The sequence below is a fragment of the Methylobacterium sp. NPDC097929 genome (genome assembly GCF_049543375.1).
Taxonomy (GTDB): domain Bacteria; phylum Pseudomonadota; class Alphaproteobacteria; order Rhizobiales; family Beijerinckiaceae; genus Methylobacterium.
Window position 1 is genome coordinate 13,902 of record NZ_JBMVEP010000010.1, and the last position, 16,377, is coordinate 30,278.

19 protein-coding genes are annotated in these 16,377 nt (G+C 70.7%); 12 read left to right on the forward strand and 7 right to left on the reverse strand.

Features of this window, described 5'->3' with window-relative positions; genetic code table 11:
- Positions 1 to 462: a response regulator gene (locus ACPCJR_RS19855; protein WP_391514595.1), complete on the forward strand. Its 462-nt coding sequence runs from the start codon at positions 1 to 3 to the stop codon at positions 460 to 462.
- Positions 459 to 2,183, forward strand: coding sequence for a response regulator (locus tag ACPCJR_RS19860; RefSeq protein ID WP_391514593.1), 1,725 nt, complete (start codon positions 459 to 461; stop codon positions 2,181 to 2,183). The genes ACPCJR_RS19855 and ACPCJR_RS19860 overlap by 4 nt, the downstream gene beginning before the upstream one ends.
- 60 nt (positions 2,184 to 2,243) lie before the next feature.
- Here the strand turns inward: ACPCJR_RS19860 and ACPCJR_RS19865 are convergent, their stop codons facing one another.
- The 6 genes from ACPCJR_RS19865 to ACPCJR_RS19890 all read right to left on the reverse strand — a co-directional run bounded on the left by ACPCJR_RS19865 (position 2,244) and on the right by ACPCJR_RS19890 (position 6,019).
- Positions 2,244 to 2,471, reverse strand: coding sequence for a DUF6894 family protein (locus ACPCJR_RS19865; protein ID WP_391514591.1), 228 nt, complete (start codon positions 2,469 to 2,471; stop codon positions 2,244 to 2,246).
- A 346-nt stretch (positions 2,472 to 2,817) separates the two neighbouring features.
- Entirely contained in the window at positions 2,818 to 3,294 is a 477-nt protein-coding gene (locus tag ACPCJR_RS19870) for a VOC family protein (RefSeq protein WP_391514589.1), read from the reverse strand.
- Positions 3,295 to 3,342: 48 nt separating this feature from the next.
- Positions 3,343 to 3,807 (reverse strand): SRPBCC family protein, encoded by a 465-nt coding sequence (locus ACPCJR_RS19875; RefSeq protein ID WP_391514586.1) that lies wholly within the window; start codon positions 3,805 to 3,807, stop codon positions 3,343 to 3,345.
- A gap of 77 nt (positions 3,808 to 3,884) precedes the next feature.
- Entirely contained in the window at positions 3,885 to 4,301 is a 417-nt protein-coding gene (locus ACPCJR_RS19880) for a VOC family protein (protein WP_391514584.1), read from the reverse strand.
- An 84-nt stretch (positions 4,302 to 4,385) separates the two neighbouring features.
- The gene (locus ACPCJR_RS19885) at positions 4,386 to 5,648 is read right to left on the reverse strand and encodes an RNA polymerase sigma factor (RefSeq protein ID WP_391514582.1); all 1,263 of its coding nucleotides are present in this window, start codon (positions 5,646 to 5,648) and stop codon (positions 4,386 to 4,388) included.
- Positions 5,645 to 6,019: a YciI family protein gene (locus ACPCJR_RS19890; protein WP_391514580.1), complete on the reverse strand. Its 375-nt coding sequence runs from the start codon at positions 6,017 to 6,019 to the stop codon at positions 5,645 to 5,647. Before ACPCJR_RS19890 ends, ACPCJR_RS19885 begins: the two co-directional genes overlap by 4 nt.
- A gap of 269 nt (positions 6,020 to 6,288) precedes the next feature.
- On the opposite strand from ACPCJR_RS19890, the gene ACPCJR_RS19895 reads away from it, so the two are divergent.
- From ACPCJR_RS19895 to ACPCJR_RS19905, 3 genes are all read left to right on the forward strand, one after another.
- Positions 6,289 to 7,410 (forward strand): NAD(P)-dependent alcohol dehydrogenase, encoded by a 1,122-nt coding sequence (locus ACPCJR_RS19895; RefSeq protein ID WP_391514578.1) that lies wholly within the window; start codon positions 6,289 to 6,291, stop codon positions 7,408 to 7,410.
- A 124-nt stretch (positions 7,411 to 7,534) separates the two neighbouring features.
- Complete coding sequence (locus ACPCJR_RS19900) at positions 7,535 to 8,245, forward strand: Crp/Fnr family transcriptional regulator (protein ID WP_391514576.1); 711 nt, start codon at positions 7,535 to 7,537, stop codon at positions 8,243 to 8,245.
- A gap of 2 nt (positions 8,246 to 8,247) precedes the next feature.
- Positions 8,248 to 8,481 (forward strand): DUF6894 family protein, encoded by a 234-nt coding sequence (locus tag ACPCJR_RS19905; protein ID WP_391516817.1) that lies wholly within the window; start codon positions 8,248 to 8,250, stop codon positions 8,479 to 8,481.
- A 7-nt stretch (positions 8,482 to 8,488) separates the two neighbouring features.
- Here ACPCJR_RS19905 and ACPCJR_RS19910 read toward each other — a convergent pair whose 3' ends face one another.
- Positions 8,489 to 9,205, reverse strand: coding sequence for a Crp/Fnr family transcriptional regulator (locus ACPCJR_RS19910; protein WP_391514574.1), 717 nt, complete (start codon positions 9,203 to 9,205; stop codon positions 8,489 to 8,491).
- A 538-nt stretch (positions 9,206 to 9,743) separates the two neighbouring features.
- Here ACPCJR_RS19910 and ACPCJR_RS19915 point away from each other — a divergent pair.
- The 7 genes from ACPCJR_RS19915 (at position 9,744) to ACPCJR_RS19945 (ending at position 16,292) form a co-directional block, all read left to right on the forward strand.
- Positions 9,744 to 10,790, forward strand: coding sequence for a DUF2778 domain-containing protein (locus ACPCJR_RS19915; protein WP_391514572.1), 1,047 nt, complete (start codon positions 9,744 to 9,746; stop codon positions 10,788 to 10,790).
- 205 nt (positions 10,791 to 10,995) lie between these two features.
- Complete coding sequence (ureE, locus tag ACPCJR_RS19920) at positions 10,996 to 11,460, forward strand: urease accessory protein UreE (protein WP_391514570.1); 465 nt, start codon at positions 10,996 to 10,998, stop codon at positions 11,458 to 11,460.
- Between the two features lie 4 nt (positions 11,461 to 11,464).
- Positions 11,465 to 12,145 carry an urease accessory protein UreF gene (locus ACPCJR_RS19925; protein WP_391514568.1) on the forward strand — a complete coding sequence of 227 codons (681 nt, stop codon included), beginning with the start codon at positions 11,465 to 11,467 and terminating at the stop codon, positions 12,143 to 12,145.
- A 13-nt stretch (positions 12,146 to 12,158) separates the two neighbouring features.
- The gene (locus ACPCJR_RS19930) at positions 12,159 to 12,854 is read left to right on the forward strand and encodes an urease subunit gamma (protein ID WP_391514566.1); all 696 of its coding nucleotides are present in this window, start codon (positions 12,159 to 12,161) and stop codon (positions 12,852 to 12,854) included.
- Positions 12,855 to 13,066: 212 nt separating this feature from the next.
- Complete coding sequence (gene ureC, locus ACPCJR_RS19935) at positions 13,067 to 14,779, forward strand: urease subunit alpha (protein ID WP_391514565.1); 1,713 nt, start codon at positions 13,067 to 13,069, stop codon at positions 14,777 to 14,779.
- Positions 14,776 to 15,420 carry an urease accessory protein UreG gene (gene ureG, locus ACPCJR_RS19940; protein WP_391514563.1) on the forward strand — a complete coding sequence of 215 codons (645 nt, stop codon included), beginning with the start codon at positions 14,776 to 14,778 and terminating at the stop codon, positions 15,418 to 15,420. The genes ureC and ureG overlap by 4 nt, the downstream gene beginning before the upstream one ends.
- Complete coding sequence (locus tag ACPCJR_RS19945) at positions 15,420 to 16,292, forward strand: urease accessory protein UreD (protein WP_391514561.1); 873 nt, start codon at positions 15,420 to 15,422, stop codon at positions 16,290 to 16,292. The genes ureG and ACPCJR_RS19945 overlap by 1 nt, the downstream gene beginning before the upstream one ends.
- The last annotated feature ends 85 nt before the right edge of the window (positions 16,293 to 16,377 follow it).

A 16,377-nucleotide genomic window follows, 5' to 3' on the forward strand; every position in this document is an offset into this window, starting at 1 on the left:
ATGGCCGACCTGAAGCCGATCCTCCTCGTCGAGGACAACCCCAACGACATCGAGTTGACGCTGGCGGCCCTGGAGCAGAGCCAGCTCGCCAATGAGATTGTGATCTGCCGCGACGGCGCCGAGGCGCTCGACTACCTGTACCGGCGCGGCGCCTACGACCGGCCCGACCTTCAGGACCCGGCCGTGGTCCTGCTCGACCTGAAGCTGCCGAAGGTCGACGGGCTCGAAGTCCTCGCCGCGGTCAAGCGCGATCCGGGCACGCGGGCGATTCCCGTGGTGATGCTGACCTCCTCGCGCGAGGAGAGTGACCTCGTCCGCTCCTACGAACTCGGCGTGAACGCTTTCGTGGTCAAACCCGTTGGCTTCAAGGAATTCTTCGACGCCATTCAGGATCTGGGCGTGTTCTGGGCCGTGCTGAACGAACCGCCGCCGCACCGGGGAGGCTGGCCATCCAACGCGTGAGCGACGCCCTCCCCGACGGCGCCGAGGCGACGCTGGGCATCCTGCTCCTCGAAGACAGCGACCTCGACGCGGAGCTGCTCGCGGTCGTCCTCGACGGGATCGGCCGGCCCTACCGGCTCGATCGGGTCATGACCCGCGAGGCGTTCATGGCCGCGATGAGCGGCTGCCGCCACGACCTGATCCTGGCCGACTACGTCCTGCCGACCTTCGACGGCCTGAGCGCCCTCGCCATCGCGCGGACGCACTGCCCCGCGATTCCCTTCGTCTTCGTCTCCGGTACGCTCGGCGAGGACGTCGCCGTCGAGGCGCTGAAGAACGGGGCGACCGACTACGTCACCAAGCAGCGGCTCGACCGGCTGCCGCGGGTCATCGTCCGCGCGCTGGGCGAGGCCCGCGCCCATGCCGAGCGGCGGGCGGCGGAGCAGGCCCTGCGCGCGCTCAACGAGACTCTGGAGGCGCGGGTGGCCGAGCGCACCCGCGAACTCGCCGAGGCCAACGTGGCGCTGCAGGGCCAGATCAGCGAGCGCGAGCGCGTCGAGGAGGCCCTGCGGCAGGCTCAGCGCCTCGAAGCGGTCGGCCAGCTCACCAGCGGCGTGGCCCACGACTTCAACAACCTGCTCACCGTCATCGCCGGCAACATCGAGTTCCTGGAGCGCTCGGTCTCGGACGACCGCTCCCGGCGCCGGCTCGACATGATGCGCGGCGCGGCCGAGCGCGGCGCCCGGCTGACGGCGCAATTGCTGGCCTTCTCCCGGCGCCAGCGGCTCGATCCGGTTCCGGTGCGGCTCAACGAAACGGTCGCCTCCATGCGCGACCTGCTCCAGAGTTCCATCGGCGGCGGGGTGCGCATCGAGATGACCCTGCAGCCGGACCTGTGGTCGGCGCTCGTCGACGCGACCCAGATCGAGCTGATCATCCTCAACCTCGCGATCAACGCCCGCGATGCCATGGCGGTGGGCGGCTGCCTCACCATCGAAACCGCCAACGTCCGCCTGACCGCCGAGCCGGCCCACCCGCACGAGCCGGTCCCGGGCGAGTACGCCATGGTGGCGGTCAGCGACACCGGGACGGGCATCCCGCCGGAGGTGATCGCGCGGGTATTCGAGCCGTTCTTCACCACGAAGGAGATCGGCAAGGGCTCCGGCCTCGGTCTCGCGCAGGTCTATGGCTTTGCCAAGCAGTCGGGCGGCGGGGTCCGCATCGACACGCGGCTCGGCGAGGGCACGACGGTGCGGGTCTACCTTCCGCGCGTCGCCGCCGCGTCGCCCGCCGATGCGGCCGAGCCCGTCGCCATCGATTGCGCCAGCGTGCGCTCGCCCGGCGACAGGCCGGTGCTGCTCGTCGTGGACGACGACAGCGCCGTACGGGAGATCACGGTCACCAAGCTGTCCGAGGGCGACTACGTCGTCCGCGAAGCCGGCTCCGGCCTCGCCGCCCTCAACATCCTCGAACACGATCCCTGCTTCGACCTCGTCGTCATGGATTTCGCCATGCCCGGCATGAACGGCGTCGAGGTCGCGGCCGAGATCCGGCGCCGCTGGCCGGGCATCCCCGTGCTGTTCGTGACCGGATACGCCGACCAGAGCGCCCTGACCCGGGAAGGGGTCGGCCAGGACCGGATCGTGCAGAAGCCGTTCCTCGACGGCGAACTCGAACGCAAGGCCGCGGCCGTGCTGGCGGCGTGCTCCGCCCCGAACCTGAAGCTCGTGTCGAGCCGCTGAGGCGCGGTCGGGCAGCCCCGGTCGGACCGGGCAGTGCGCGGCGGCCGTGGCGATCCGCCGTCAGCACTCGACCACGAAGCCGAGACGCACCGTCGCCAGGATGCTGTCGGGGGCATCGCGGATGGCGATGACGACCGCTCCTCCCTCGTCGGCATGGTTCGGACGGGAGACGAAGCCGGCCGCGATCCGCATGGCCTCGAGTTTCGCCGCGACGATGTCGGGAAAAGACTGCCCGACATCGTCCATGATCTCCACGCCGTCATGGACGTCGAAGAAGTAAAGAGGCATCGCGCACCCCCATCAACAGGCGGCAGCGCACGCTTCATACGGACATCGATGCCCGGAAACGTCGGCCCGTGATGACGGAGGCTAACAGACCGTACGATACGGTACAATCGCACAGTTCAACACTGACAAGGTGATCGCTTGGAACGATCATCCTGATTGTCTCGCCGGCGTCGGACGCCGATGGCCGCAAGCCCAAGCCTTCGCTTCGCGCGATGCTTCTCGGGACGTGTGTGCCGAGATGCCCGCTTGGCGCCGCGATGCCGCTCGCGTGGCCTCGCGGAGGTCCCGTCACGTCTTACCAAGCGCTTGAGACGCCAAGCCGGTCCAGGCGTGACAAGCCGAACCGTCACCCGGCGGCGGCGCGCTCCAGGGCGGCGACGTCGAGCCGGATCATCGCCTGCATGGCCGCGAAGACCCGGGCCGCGACGGCGGGGTCCGGATCGGCGAGAAGGCGCGGCAGGATCTCGGGCACGATCTGCCAGGGCACGCCCCAGCGGTCGCGCAGCCAGCCGCACATGATCTCCGTGCCGCCGTTGCCCGTCAGCGCCTCCCAGAGCCGGTCGACCTCGCCCTGATCCGCGCAGGAGACGGAGATCGAGGCCGCCGTGCCGTAATCGGCCGGCACGCCGCCGTTCAGGGCCTGGAAGCTCTGCCCGCCGAGGGTGAAGGTCATCAGGATGACCGCGCCGGCCGGCCCGCCCGGCCAGGGACCCGGCGCGCGCTGGGTGATCCCCAGGCGAGAGCCGGGCACGAGCGAGAGGTAGAAGTGAACCGCCTCCTCGGGACTTTGGGCGAACCACAGGCAGGTGCTGACGGTCGACATCGGGTCCTCTCCATCCTCGTTTCGAGCGGTGTCTTGGACGCGGGCGGGCTACAGGCCGGCAGCCAGTTCCGCGAGCTGATCGGCGCAGCGGCCCCAGCCCTCGTGGAAGCCCATCGCCTCGTGCGCGGCGCAATCCTCCGCCGACCAGTGCCGCGCGCGGGCGGTGTAGCGCGTGGCGCTTCCCTCCGGCTCGAAGGTGATGATGCCGGTGAAGAAGGGCTTGGCCGAGGGCTCCCAGGCGCGGGTATAGGCGTCCGTGAAGACGATGCGCGCGTTCGGGACGAGTTCGAGATAGACGCCGGAACTCGGGAATTCCGTGCCGTCCGGCCCGCGCATGACGATGCAGGTGCTGCCGCCCGGGCGCAGGTCCGTCTCGGCCCGGGCGACGCTGAAGGGCGCCGGGGCGAACCAGCGCCTGATGAGGTCCGGCTCGGTCCAGGCCCGGTAGAGCGCGGCGGGCGAGGCCGGGATCAGGCGCGTCAGGACGAGTTCGTGCAGGTTCGTCTCGGTCATCGTCACACTCGCGGTCGGGTGTCGGGGGGGTTGAGCGGCGCGGCGGCGCGCCGCTCTGGATCGCGGACCGGGCAGGTTCAGCCCTTGGGCTGGTTCATCGCCCAGGTCACGCCGAAGGGATCACGGAGCTGGCCGTAGCGGTCGCCCCAGAACATGTCGGTGGGCGGCATGAGTGCGGTCGCGCCCGCCTCGACGGCACGGGCGTAGCGGGCATCGATGTCATCGACCATCAGGGTCAGGCTGAAGGCCTGCGGCGCTTGGAACGGGTGGCCGTGCTCGGGATAGGCATCGCTCAGCATCAGCGACGAACCGTTCACGTGGAGATGCACGTGGCAGGTCCGGCCCTGCTCGTCGGCCGGCAGCGAAGCGACGGTCTCGGCGCCGAAGGCGCGGGCGTAAAACGCGGCCGCCTTCAGGGCGCCCTCCAGCGTCAGATAGGTGACGAGACCGCCCCTCACCGGCGCGGCGGGAGTCTCGGGATTCGACGGGCTCATGCAGGGGCTCCCCTCTCCGGCCGCCTCCCAATCTCGGCGGCCTCGGCCCAAGGACGTGCAAGCTCGGCGGCATCCGACAACCGCTCAGAGATTTTCTTTCATCCCCTCGCTCAGCCGGTCGAGCTGCATCCGGATATGGGCCGCCTCGGCCGGCGTGCCGGCCAGGGCGATGGCCCGCCCCATCGCCTCCCGCGCCTCCGCGCGCCGGCCGAGCTGCATCAGGAAGGCGCCGCGCAGGCCGTGGAAATGGAAGTATCCGTCGAGACGGTCGCCGAGCGGCTCGACGAGGGCGAGCCCGGCCTCGGCACCCTCCACCTTCCCGACCGCCACCGCCCGGTTGAGGCTCACCACCGGCGAGGGCTGCAGGCGCTCCAGGGCGGCGTAGAGCGCCGCGATCCCGGCCCAGTCCGTCTCCGCGGGGCGCGCGGCGCGGGCATGGAGCGCGGCGATCGCCGCCTGGATCTGGTAGGGGCCGGGTGCGCGGTGGCGCATCGCCTTGTCCACCAGGGCCAGGCCCTCGGCGATCATGGACGCGCGCCAGAGCGCCCGGTCCTGGTCGTCGAGCAGGACGATCGCACCGTCCGCATCGAACCGGGCCGGGGAGCGGGCATGCTGGAGGAGCATGAGGGCCAGGAGCCCCATCACCTCCGCGTCGCTGCCGAACAGGCGCAGCAGCAGGCGTGCCAGACGAATGGCTTCGTCGCAGAGTTCCGCCCGCTCCGAGCCGGTCCCGGCCGAGTAGCCGGCGTTGAAGACGAGGTAGAGCATGGCCGAGACCGCCGCGAGGCGCGCGGCGCGCTCGGCCGGCCCCGGCGTCTCGTAGGGCACCTCGCTGCGGGCGATGCGCACCTTGGCCCGGGTGATGCGCTGCTCCATGGCCGTGTCCGTGACGAGGAAGGCGCGGGCGATGCGCGCCGTGCCGAGGCCCGAGACGATGCGCAGCGCCAGGGCGACCTGCTGCGTTTCCGGCAGATCGGGATGACAGCAGATGAACAGCAGCCGCAGGATGTCGTCGCGGTAGGACGCGTCGTCGAGATGTTCGGCCAGCGGCGCCTCGGCGTCGTCGCGGTCCGACAGCGCCTCCTCCGGCGGCAGCGGCGTCAGCCGGGCGAGGCGGCGCCGACCGTCGAGGGCGGCGTTGCGGCCGACCAGGATCAGCCAGGCCGCGACGGTGCGCGGCGGCCCCGTGCGCGGCCAGGTCCGCAGCGCCCGCAGGCACGCCTCCTGGAAGGCCTCCTCGGCCGTGTCGAGATCGCGGAAGACCCGCAGCAGGGCGGCCAGAACCTGCGGCCGGGCCGCCGTGAGGGCGGCCGCGATCCAGGCGGCGTCGGGCTCGACCCCGCTCATCCGGCGCGCCTCGGATCGGGATTGTAGAGCAGGACCGGGCGCAGCTCGTAGGCACCGCCGGGATTGGCCGCGGCAAGGTCGCGGGCGATCTCCAAGGCCTCGTCGAGATCGGCCACGTCCACGACGTAGAAGCCGAGCAGCTGCTCCTTGGTCTCGGCGAAGGGCCCGTCGATGATCAGCGGCGGCTCGCTCGACTTGCGCAGGGTCGTGGCGGCGGTCGTCGGCAGGAGCCGCAGCGAGGGCCCGAGCTTGCCCTGCGCCTCCAGCCGCTCGTGCACGCGGCCGAGCCGGGCCATGACCGCGGCGTCGTCCGCCTCGCTCCAGGCGGTGACGACATCCTCGTCCTTGTAGCAGAGGATGGTGTAGAGCATGGCGTCTCCTTCTCGGGCCGAACGATCTTGCCAGTGCGCTTTTGCCGAGGCGCTGTCCTCAGGACGCACGGCGGCGCCCGAATCCGACAGCGCGCGGCGGAGATTATCCGCACCGGGTCGATCCGGCGCCCCGCATCGCCTGCCGGAGGCCGGCGCCGGGGCGGAAGATTTGTCCGCACGTACAATCAACTGTGGCGCACGAAGACGCTCGAACAACTTTCCGTCGTCTCGCGAGTTGAGGTTCGGGGGGCCCTGAATGGAGACAGGGCATGAACGGTCAGGCCGAAACCCGTATCACCGAGCGCAACCGAGCCCGCGCGGGGCGCATGAAGGCGGCGATCTTCGTCGAGCCGGGGCGCATCGTGCTGGATGAGAAGCCGGTCCCCGAGATCGGGCCGCTCGACGCCCTCATCCGCATCACCACGACGACGATCTGCGGCACCGACATCCACATTCTCAAGGGCGAGTACCCGGTGGCGCGCGGTCTGACGATCGGCCACGAGCCGGTCGGGATCATCGAGCGGCTCGGAAGCGCGGTCGCGGGATTCCAGGAGGGCCAGCGGGTGGTGGCCGGCGCGATCACGCCGTCAGGGCACAGCGCCGCCTGCCTCTGCGGCTGCCTCTCGCAGGACGGTCCGGACACGAAGTACGGCTTCAAGCCCATGGGCGGCTGGCGCTTCGGCAACACCATCGACGGCTCCCAGGCCGAATACCTCCTCGTGCCCGATGCCATGACGAACCTCGCCCCCGTTCCGGACGACCTGAGCGACGAGCAGGTCCTCATGTGTCCCGACATCATGTCGACGGGCTTTTCCGGGGCGGAGAGCGGCGGCGTGCGGATCGGCGACACGGTGGCGGTCTTCGCCCAGGGGCCGATCGGTCTGTGCGCCACGGCCGGCGCACGGCTGATGGGCGCCACGCAGATCATCGCCGTGGAATGCGTGCCCGAGCGCCAGCAGGTCGCCCGCAGCATGGGCGCGGACGCCATCGTGGATTTCTCCAAGGAGGATCCGGTCGATGCGATCCTGCGGATCACCGACGGCCGTGGCGTCGACGTGGCGATCGAGGCGCTGGGGCGGCAATCGACCTTCGAGGCCGCCCTGCGCGTGCTGCGCCCGGGCGGAACGCTCGCCTCCCTCGGCGTCTATTCGGAGGATCTGCGCATCCCGCTCGGCCCCTTCGTGGCGGGGCTCGGCAACCACACCATCGTCACCACGCTCTGCCCCGGCGGGAAGGAGCGCATGCGCCGCCTGATGTCGGTCGTCGCCTCCGGCCGGATCGATGCCCGCGCGCTGGTCACGCACCGCTTCGGCCTGGAGGCGATCGAGGAGGCCTACGACCTCTTCGCGCACCAGCGCGACGGCGTGCTGAAGATCGCGATCACGCCCTGATCCGCCGCCGCGGGCGGCCGATGCGGGTCGGCACGCGAGAACATGACAGGCAGGAGATCGGTTCCCGAGGGTCCGGGCGCACGGTCGAGAGACCGCGCGCCCTCACCCAGGCCGGAGCCGCATCGTGTCTGAGCTTCAACAATCCAGCGTCCGCAACCGCCTCCTGGCCGCGCTGACACCGGACGATTTCGCCCGGCTCAGCCCGCATCTGGAGGGCGTGCCGGGCCATGTGCGGCAGATCCTGATCGCGGCCGACCAGCCGATCACCCACGCCTATTTCGCGCAGGACGGGTTCGTCTCCCTCGTCGCCGACACCCGGGAGGGCCGCGTCGAGGTCGGGCTGGTCGGCTACGAGGGGATCATCGGAACCTCGCTGGTCCTCGGCACCGATCGCACGCCGCACACCGCGATGGTGCAGGCGGAGGGCCCGATGCTGCGCATCGCGGCATCGGAACTGCGTGCGGCACTCGATGACAGCCCGGCACTGCGGGGCATTCTCGGGCGTTACGTCCAGAGCCTGATCGTGCAGGTCGGGCAAACCGTCTACGCGACGGCCGACTACAACATCGAGGCGCGGCTGGCTCGCTGGATTCTGATGATACAGGATCGCCTGTGCAGGGACGAATTACCGATCACGCACGACTTCATGGCGATGATGCTCGGTGTGCGCCGGCCCGGCGTGACTACGGCGATGCACATCCTTGAGGGCGCCCGGATGATCCGGGCCAAGCGCGGGCGCATCACCGTGCTCGACCGGGAGCAATTGATGGAGTTCGCCGGCGACACCTACGGGCCGGCGGAGACGGAATACGAACGCTCGCTGGCGGAGGCCTGATCCTGCCGCGATACTTCCTCAACATCCGCCGCAACGGCGTGCTCATCCGCGACGGGGAAGGCGACGCGCTGCCCGACCTCGCGGCCGCCCGCGCCCTCGTCCTCGACACCCTGCGCGAGATGCGGCGCCTGCCCCATGTCTACGGCCCGCCGCGGGCGTGGCAGCGCGATGTCTTCGTCATCACCGACGAGGCGGGTGAGGTACTGACCGAAATTCCCTGCGACACGCCGGCCTGACGCGCCGCTACGCGGTTCGGCGCAGGGCCCCGATCAGGCGCTCGTACTCCGCCTCGGCCGGCCCGTAGGCCTCGCCCGCCGCCGCAACGAGGCCGGCGCGGTCGAGAACGAGGACGCGCCCGCGGCGCGCCCTGATCAGGCCGGCCCCCTCCAGCATCTGCAGGGCGACCGTGACGGTCGGACGGCGCACGCCGAGCATGATGGACAGGAACTCGTGGGTGACCGAAAGGTCGTCGCCGTCCTGGCGGTCGTGATACATGACGAGCCAGCGGGCGAGCCGCTCCTCGGCCGGAGCCCGGGCATTGGCCAGGGCCGTCTGGCTGACCTGAAGCAGGAAGGCCTGGGCGTAGAGCAGGAGCAGCCGGCGCAGCGAGGCGCTGGCCTCGATCGCCCGCGTGAGCGCGTCGGCACGGATGCGGTGGCCGCGCCCGCCCACCTGCATGAAGATCTGGTGCGGAATGCGGTCGACCCCCAGGGCCAGGACGACGCCGGCGAGTCCGTCGCGGCCGAACAGGCCGATCTCGATGTGATTCTCACCCTGCGAGGCGACGACGGAGCAGAGCCCGACCTCCGGGAAGTAGGCGTAGGCGATCGGCTCGGACGGCGCGACGAGCACCATGCCCAGCGGCATGTCGAGCGGTTCGAGATCCGGCCGCAGCAGCGCGAGATCCTCCTCCCCGAGGCGGGCCAGCAGATGATTCTTGTAGGTCGGGGAAGCAGACAAGGCCGCGGATCAGGAACGGAGCAAGAGAAGGTTCCTGTCGCATACCGGATTACCTGTCGAAGGCGACTAGATTGTGCATGCGTGCGGAGTAGGGTCTGGAATCAGACAGTTCGAGGCGTGCGAGAAACGAACATGTGTTGCCGCCGCAGCTCTTATTCCACGGGCCGCTCACCGCAACGAGTACGACGCCGTGCAGATCGAAGGCATTTGATTACTTCAGGTGGGGTGTGCAGATTCGCGGCTTCCGTCCCCACCGCGGCGAAGGATGGGATTTCACCGCCCGGGACGGCGATCGGGGCTGCCGCCGGACCCTTGCGGATACGCTGTGCGGGCATTGCGAAAGCTTGAATCGCGGCATCGTTGAGCCCGCGGCCCGAAGGTCGCTCAAGTTTTACCCCGCCCGGACCATGATCTCGCCCCGAAATCGCCGAGCGCCCCCGGCCACTCTGCCGCCGATCGGCGAGTCGGCGCTCAAAGCCCGTCTCGCATCGCATCCGCAGCGGCCGGCAAGGTCGCGCGGGACCCGGGGCGGCGCGACATGGCACATCCTCTTCTCTCGCGGGCACTGCCCGCCGCCGGGTTCCTGGCCGCGGCGCTGACCCTGCACGCCTCCGCGCCTCTCGCGCCCCCGACCGCGCGGCCGGACGAGACGGCCGAGGCGCATCCCGTGACTTGGCCCGAGCCCACGACCTTTGCCGCCATCACCGAGCGGGACATCGATTCTCCGCAGGAGGACACGCGTCCTTCTCCCGACGAGGCGACCGAGCCGCCGGCCGCTCCGCTGGCGGAGTGGACGCCGCGGACCCTGTCCGCTCCGGCCGAGGCCCGGTTCGGCCTGGCGGAGCCGTTCTGGCTGCCGGAGGCCGCGCAGGAGACGGTGCTCCTCGCCCAGATCGTACCCCTGCCCCTGCGGCGCCCGCCGGAACTGACGAGTCTCGGGGCGGCGACGGCTCTGCGGCGGGCGGAGCGGCTGGCCGCGCGCCGCGCGCCGGCGGTGGTCACGCCGGCCGAGGTGGAGGACACCCGCACCTTCTTCGAGAAGTTGCTCGGTGTGGAGAGGCCCGCCGCCCCGGCCCCCGCCCTCGCCTACGCCGCCCTGGAAAACGGCGCCGCCGAGTCGGCCGCCCGCCGACGCCTCGCCGCGCCGGTTCCGCCGGCCGCTCCCGCCGTCGAGGGCGGCATCGCCGTCTACGACATCAGCGCGCAGAGCGTGGTCCTGCCGAGCGGAGAGCGTCTGGAGGCCCATTCCGGCCTCGGCGAGAGCATGGACGACCCGCGCTACGTCCACCTCAAGATGCGCGGCTCCACCCCGCCGGGCACCTACGACCTGACCGAGCGCGAGGCCCCGTTCCACGGCGTGCGGGCGCTGCGCCTCACGCCGCTCGGCGGCAGCGAGGCGATCCATGGCCGCGTCGGCCTGCTCGCCCACACCTACCTGCTCGGTCCGAACGGCGCCTCGAACGGCTGCATCTCGTTCAGGGATTACGACAAGTTCCTGCAGGCCTACCTGCGCGGCGAGATCCGCCGCGTGGTCGTCGTCCCGGGCCGCGGACGCGACGCGGCACCGAGGGTCGCCTCGCGCTGAGGCGCCGTGGATGCAACCCATGATTTCTTTGCGAGAAAATTAAGTTCTCCGCACGCTAGAACTGGCCTGATTCTGGCATCACCCGAAGCGTTGCCGAAGGCCGTCCGGCTCTCGGTGGCCCGGGGGGATTTCCCCCGGCGCGTCGCACCGCCGCCCGAGACCGGGCGCGGTGCGCCCTTCGAGTCTGGCGTCGGAGTCGTGGCGTATGCGTGTGATCCAACGCGTTCTGGGCAGCCGGTCGGAAGCGGGCCTCGCCGGACGCCTGCATCACCTCGAACATCACGGCGTGGTGGACATCCTGCGGGTGGGAAGCGCCGACGTTGCCCGGCGCCGCCTGCGGGCGACGACGGTCGGAGGCGAGGAGATCGCGCTGGCCCTGCCGCGGGATCAGGCCCTGTTCGACGGGGCCGTGCTCGTCCTTGAGGAGGGGCACGCCCTCGTCGCCCGCGTCGGCACGGAGCGCTGGCTGCGGCTGGTGCCGGCTTCCGCCGCGGACGCGCTCGAACTCGGCTACCACGCCGGCAACCTGCACTGGCGGGTCCGCTTCGATCACGGCGCGATCCTCGTCGCGCTGGAGGGGCCGGCCGAGGATTACCTCGTGCGCCTCGGCGCCCTGGTCACGGAGGGCCGCGTCGCCCATTCCGTCGACGCGGCGGCCGAGGAGACCTGAGGCCTTGCTCGCCGCCCTCACCGCGCTCCAACAGGCCGACACGGCCTTCCCGAGCGGCAGCTTCGCCTTCTCGAACGGCCTCGAAGGCCTTGTCGCCGAGACCCCGGCCTTCGACGAGGCGGCGCTCGCTCGCACCGTCGCGGCGGCCCTGCGCTTCCGCTGGGCCGAGACCGACCGGGTCGCGCTGATCCTGGCCCACCGCGCGGGCGGCGCCATCGAGCGCCTCGCGCCCATCGATGCGGTGGTCGAGGCCGCCTCGCTCGCCGAGCCGATGCGGGTCGGCAGCCGCCGCAACGGCGCCTCGCTGCTGGCCTCGCATACCCGCCTCGGCACGCCGGGCGCCGCCGACCTGCGCGCTTCCGTGCGCGCCGGCCGGCTGCTCGGGCACCTTCCCACGGTCCAGGGCGCGCTCTGGCCGGCGCTCGGCCTCGACGAGCGCACGGCCGCGTCCGTCGCGGGCTACCTCTTCGCCAGCGGGCTGACTTCGGCGGCGGTGCGGCTCGCCGCCGTCGGCGCGATCGAGGCGCAGCGGATTTTGAACGGCGCGCTGCCGCTGATCGCCGAATTGCTGGAGCGGCCCGTGCCCGAGCCGGCGGGCACGATCGAGCTCGCCGGCTTCACCCCCCTGATCGAGATCGCCGCGATGCGCCAGGCCCAGGCCGAGCTGCGCCTGTTCGCGAACTGAAGGAGCCGCGCCGATGCTGCTGACGCCGACCGAGATGGAACGGCTCACGATCTTCACCGCCGCCGAACTCGCCCGCAAGCGGCGGGCGCGAGGGCTCAAGCTCAACTACCCGGAAGCGGTGGCGATCATCACCGACGAGATCCTGGAGGGCGCCCGCGACGGGCGCTCCGTGGCCGACCTCATCGGCTGGGGCTCGACCATCCTGACGACCGGCGACGTGATGCCGGGCGTCGCCTCCATGATGCCGATCCTGCAGGTCGAGTGCGTCTTCCCCGACGGCACCAAGCTCGTCACCGTGCACGAGCCGATCCGCGCGGCCGAAGGCGCGGAGCCCGACACGCTGGAGCCCGGCGCCATTCTGCCGGCCGAGGGCGAGATCGAACTCGCCGCCGGGCGACCGCGGGTGAGCCTCGAGGTCGTCAACACCGGTGACCGGCCGGTGCAGATCGGCTCGCATTACCACTTCTTCGAGGTCAACCGGGCGCTGGACTTCGACCGAGCGAAGGCGATGGGCTTTCGCCTCGACATCCCGGCGGGCACGGCCGTGCGGTTCGAGCCGGGCCAGCGCAAGACGGTGACGCTCACGGGTTTCGGCGGCGCGAAGGAACTCACCGGCCTCAACAACCTGACGCAGGGCAAGCTCGACTCGGATGCCGCCCGCGCCGACGCGCTGGCCCGCGCCAAGGCCCGCGGCTTCAAGGGCGCCTGAGGGCCTGTTCGAGATCGAACCGATACCATGCTGCGATGATCCCACCCATCACCCTCTTCCTGAGGTGCCCGCCTCGGCGGGCCTCCAAGGAGGGCTCCGGTTCGCTCAGCGACGTCTGGAGCCCTCCTTCGAGGCTGCTGCGCAGCACCTCAGGATGAGGGGGTGGGGTGGGATGAGCCCGTCGAACAGGTTCTGAGGGAAAGTCACAAAAAATGGTCACGATCCCCCGGCGCGATTATGCGGCCCTCTACGGCCCCACCACCGGCGACGGCGTGCGGCTCGCCGACACCTCGCTCGTCGCCGTGGTCGAGAACGACCACGCGGTCTACGGCGACGAGTGCCTGCACGGCGGCGGCAAGACTCTTCGGGATGGCATCGGGCTCGCGCCCGGCGTCACGGCGGCGGGAGGCGCGCTCGATTTCCTCCTTTGCAACGTCCTCGTCATCGATCCGGTGATCGGCATCGTGAAGGGCGATCTCGGCATCAAGGACGGGCGCATCGTCGGCCTCGGCAAGGCCGGCAACCCGGCGATCATGGACGGCGTCGATCCGCGCCTGATCGTGTCGGCCGGCACCACGGTGCGCGACTGCGAGGGGCTGATCGCGACGCCGGGCGCCATCGACGTGCACGTGCACTTCGATTCCGCCGGCCTGCCCGACCACGCCATCGCCTCGGGCATCACCACCCTGCTCGGCGGCTCGCTCGGGCCGATCACGGTGGGCATCGATTCCGGCGGGCCGTTCAACACGGGAAAGATGCTTCAGGCAGCGGAAGCTTGGCCCGTCAATTTCGGCTTTCTGGGACGCGGCAATACCCACAAGCCGGCGGCCTTGAAGGAACAGCTCGAGACCGGCGTGCTCGGCTTAAAAATTCACGAGGATTGGGGGGCGATGCCGGCGGCGATCGATGCCTGCCTCGGCTTTGCCGACGAATACGACTTCCAGGTCCAGCTCCACACCGACACGCTCAACGAGTCGGGCTTCGTGGAGGACACGCTGGCGGCGATCGGCGGACGCACCATCCACATGTACCACACGGAAGGAGCGGGCGGCGGGCACGCGCCCGACATCATCCGCGTGGCGGGGCTGCCCCATTGCCTGCCCTCCTCGACGAACCCGACCAATCCCTACACGGTCAACACGTTCGACGAGCACCTCGACATGACGATGGTGTGCCACCACCTCAACCCGGCTTTGCCGGAGGACGTGGCGTTTGCCGAGAGCCGCATCCGGGCGCAGACCATCGCGGCCGAGGACGTGCTGCACGATATCGGCGCGATCTCGATGCTCGGCTCCGACAGCCAGGGCATGGGCCGCATCCACGAGGTGATCTGCCGGACATGGCAGCTCGCCTCCAAGATGAAGGACCAGCGCGGCCCCCTGCCCGAGGAGCGGCGGGGCTTCGGCGACAACGCCCGGATCAAGCGCTACATCGCCAAATACACCATCAACGCCGCGCGCACCTTCGGCATCCAGGAGCATATCGGCTCGTTGGAGCCCGGCAAGATGGCCGACATCGTGATCTGGCGCCCGGCCTTCTTCGGCATCAAGCCGGAACTCGTGATCAAGGGCGGCTTCATCGCCTGGGGCGCCATGGGCGATTCCGCGGCCTCGCTGATGACCTGCGAGCCGATGCTGATGCGCCCGCAATGGGGTGCCTTCGGGCTCGCCAAGCAGGGACTGTCGGCTTGCTTCGTCCACCCGCTGGCGATCGAGGGGGGGCTTCGCGAGAGCCTGGGCCTGCGAAAGAACCTGCTGCCGGCCCGCGGCACCCGCCGGCTCACCAAGGCCGACATGCTCTGGAACGACGCCTGCCCGGACATCCGGGTCGATCCGCAGACCTTCGAGGTCTTCGTGGACGGGCAGCTCGCCACCTGCGAGCCCGCGACCGTCCTGCCGCTCGCTCAACGGTACATGCTGCGATGAGTGCTTCCCCCTCCCTCGCTCCGCCCGAATCCGTCACCGCCGCCCGCATCGGCATCGGCGGCCCGGTCGGCTCCGGCAAGACCGCGCTGATCGAGCGGCTGATCCCGGCGCTCCAGGCGCGCGGCGTCGATCTCGCCGTCGTCACCAACGACCTCGTCACCAAGGAGGATGCCGAGCGCCTGCGCCGCTCAGGGCTGATCGACCCGGCCCGGGTCGAGGCAGTGGAAGCGGGCGCCTGCCCGCACACCGTCATCCGCGAGGACCCGACCCTCAACATCGCCGCGGGCGACGATCTCGAGGCAAAGTTTCCGGGGCTTCAGCTCCTGATCTTCGAGTCGGGGGGCGACAACCTCGCCTCGACCTTCTCTCTCGATCTCGTCGATTGGTGGATCTTCGTGATCGACGTGGCGGGTGGCGACGACATCCCGCGCAAACGCGGCCCCGGCGTGCTGCGCTGCGACCTCCTCGTCATCAACAAGACCGATCTCGCGCCGCATGTCGGCGTCGATCTGCCCGGCATGCTGGCGGAGGCCGCGCGGGTGCGGGGCGAGAAGCCCGTGGCCGCCACCAATGCCCGCTCCGGCGAGGGCGTGGAGGCGGTGGCCGACGCGATCTGCCGCGCCGTGCTGTTCGCGCCCTGATGGCCCTGTCGCTGGACGGCCTTCCCGAGACGCCTCCCCCAACCGCGCCGGTCGGGCGCCGGGTGCAGGCCTCCCTCGTCTTCGCCCGCGGCGGCGGCACCACCGTGCTGTCGCGGCAGAGCGTGCCCTACCCGTTCCACATCACCCGCGCCTTCCGGATGCATCCGGAGAGCCCCGACCTCGCAACCCTCTACTTGCAATCGGCCTCGGGCGGCCTCTACGCCGCCGATCACCTCACCCTCGACATCGCGGCGCGTCCCGGCGCGCGGGTCCACGTCACCACGCAGGCCGGCACGGTCGTGCACCGCGGCAGCCCCGAACCCTCACGCCAAGTGACGCGGCTCACGGTCGCCGCGGATGCTTTCCTCGCGCTCAATCCCGATCCGCTCATCCTGTTTCCCGGCGCGCATCTCGCCATCTCCACCGAGATCACCGCCGAGCCCGGCGCCCGCGCCATCGTCAGCGAGAGCGTGGCCTGTCACGACCCCGCGGGCGAGGGCCGTCCGTTCGACCGGCTCGACCTCGGCCTGACGATCCGCACCCCTGAAGGGCGCGCGCTGGTGCGGGAGCGCAGCCGCATCGACGGGACGGCGTTCGCGGCGCCGGATTCGCCGATGGGGCCTCACCGCGCCTACGGCACGATGGTCGTACTCGGCGCGCCCGACGACGCGCGCTTGGCCGGCCTCCGCCTGAGGCAGGCGGCCGACGCAGTCGGCTGCCTGACCGGCTTGAGCCCGCTGCCCAACGGCGCGGGACTCGGCCTGCGCCTGCTCGCCCCGGACGGCGGCGCCCTCTCCGCTGGCATGGATGCGGTGTTCCGGATCGTGTTCGAGGTCCTGAGCGGATGCACGCCGGGGCGACGCAGAAAGTAGAGACCGCCCGCCGCCGCCCAGGCAGGCAGCATATCGCAAGAAATATGGGCAGACCGCACAGCAATTCCCCTTGATGAAATTTGGT